Genomic DNA, 1,799 nt, shown 5'->3' with positions numbered 1-1,799 from the left:
CGCGCGGTCAGTCGGTGAGGCCCAGCGCGCCCGCCGCCTGGATCGCCAGCCAGACCTCGGCCAGGGCACCGGTCGATGCCAGATCGCGGTGGGTGAGAGCGCCGAAGCGGCGCAGCCGGTAGGCAAGGGTGTTCGGGTGGATGTGGAGCGCCGCCGCGGCCGTCTCCGTACGGCGGTCGCGTTCCATCCATGTGCGGGCCGAGACGAGCAGGTGGGAGTCGTGGGCCTCGTCGTAACGCAGGACCTCGCCGAGCACGTGCTCGACCAGAGCGGTCAGGACGGCGGGGTCGTCGGGCAGCCACCTGCCCGTCGAGTCGTCGCCGTAACGGACGACCGGGCGGCCCGACTCCACGGCCTTCGAGACCGCCCAGAGCGCCTCGCGCTCGGCGACCTTCAGCGCGGTGCCCGGCAGGAAGGGGCGGCTCATTCCGGCAGCGACGGCCGGCAGTTCACCGACGGCCTCCGCCAGGTCCGGCGCCCCCAGGACGTAGCGGTCCTCGCCCCAGGTGAGCAGCAGATGAGGGTGCCCCTCCAGACAGCGCAGCAGCGCCTCGTCCGTGGTGCCGCGGACCACCAGGAGCACGGCGTCACCCTCGATCGCGTGGCGGGCCAGCCGACGCCGGGCGGCTTCCGGATCGAGTACCTCCTGCAGCAGCTCGGCCAGCGTCTCCGCGCCCTCGCGGCGCAGCACCTCGCGCTCGTTGCGCACCATCGCCAGCCGCAGCGCCGCCACGGTGGCGATGTGCTGGACGACGGCGAGCCCCGCGGGCTGGGCACCCTGACGCTCGTACGCCACGAGGAAGCCCGCCGGACCGCCGGGCGCGGGCACCGGGAGGACGAAGCCCCCCGGCACCGTGGGCGGGGCGTCGACGGAGGCCGGCAGGACACCGGGGTCGGGCGTGGGAACGCCGGGCAGCAGCGGGCGGCCCTGCGGCGTGCAGAGGTAGACGTCGTAGCCCGACAGGCCTTCCAGGCGGCGCAGGAGTGCAGGGGTGTCGAGGTCCTCGGCGACCAGCCAGCGCAGGGAACCGAAGACCTGGAGCTGCGCGCCCAGACGGTGCCGGGCGTCCTCCTGGACCGAGGCGGCGACCTCCTGGGACACGGCGATGAAGGGGACTGCGAGCGGGACTTCGAGAACCGGGAAGCCCCGCTCCTCGGCCGTCTCGAAGAACGCGTTGTGGAGTGGCGGCATGTGCAGCTGCGCCGAGAGCGCGAGAGCGGACACACCGGCGTCGTCGAGCCGTTCCAGATAAGCGCACTGTCCGGCCGCGGTGCGGGGGACCGCCAGGCCCGCCGTCATGATCACCTCGGCACCCAGAAGCCAGGGTGTGGGATCGGCGAGCTCACTGGCGTGCGCCCACGACACGGACCGCCCCAGGCCGCCGCTGCCGGCCTTCACCGAGAGCTGGAGTGCGGGGAAGGAGAGCAGATCCTCGACTGTGAGTTTGTTGCCGGCCACAGAAGGAAGCCTACATCTTTGTGATGAACACAGTTGTCGCTGATCATCTGCGGACCACAGACTGCTGGGACGCCCCTACGCATGAACGGAAGGTGGAGCGTCCGTGACGACCTCGATCACCGAAATCGAGACATATGGTGTCGAGCGGATCCCGGACGAGGACCGCACGGCCCGCCCGATCGATCTGTTCCGGCTCGCCTTCGGCGGCGCCAACACCTTCGCGACCTGTGTGCTGGGCGCGTTCCCGATCCTCTTCGGTCTCTCCTTCTGGCAGGGCCTCGCTGCGACCGTCCTCGGTCTCGTCGCGGGTGCGCTGCTGCTGGCCCCGATGGCGTTGTTC

At 71.5% G+C, this 1,799-nt stretch carries 2 protein-coding genes; one reads left to right on the top strand and one right to left on the bottom strand.

The features are described 5' to 3' along the window. Positions 1-7: 7 nt before the first annotated feature. Positions 8-1,459 carry a PucR family transcriptional regulator gene (locus ACFWFI_RS42565; protein ID WP_387401313.1) on the bottom strand — a complete coding sequence of 484 codons (1,452 nt, stop codon included), beginning with the start codon at positions 1,457-1,459 and terminating at the stop codon, positions 8-10. A 103-nt stretch (positions 1,460-1,562) separates the two neighbouring features. On the opposite strand from ACFWFI_RS42565, the gene ACFWFI_RS42560 reads away from it, so the two are divergent. Next, positions 1,563-1,799 (top strand): cytosine permease (locus ACFWFI_RS42560; RefSeq protein WP_387401312.1); only part of this gene is annotated, 237 nt, incomplete at its 3' end.

Origin of the sequence: Streptomyces sp. NPDC060209, assembly GCF_042728155.1 — a bacterium.
In the GTDB taxonomy this organism is placed as follows: Bacteria; Actinomycetota; Actinomycetes; order Streptomycetales; family Streptomycetaceae; genus Streptomyces.
Note: the sequence above shows the minus strand (reverse complement) of the source record. Positions and strands in the feature narration are given on the sequence as shown.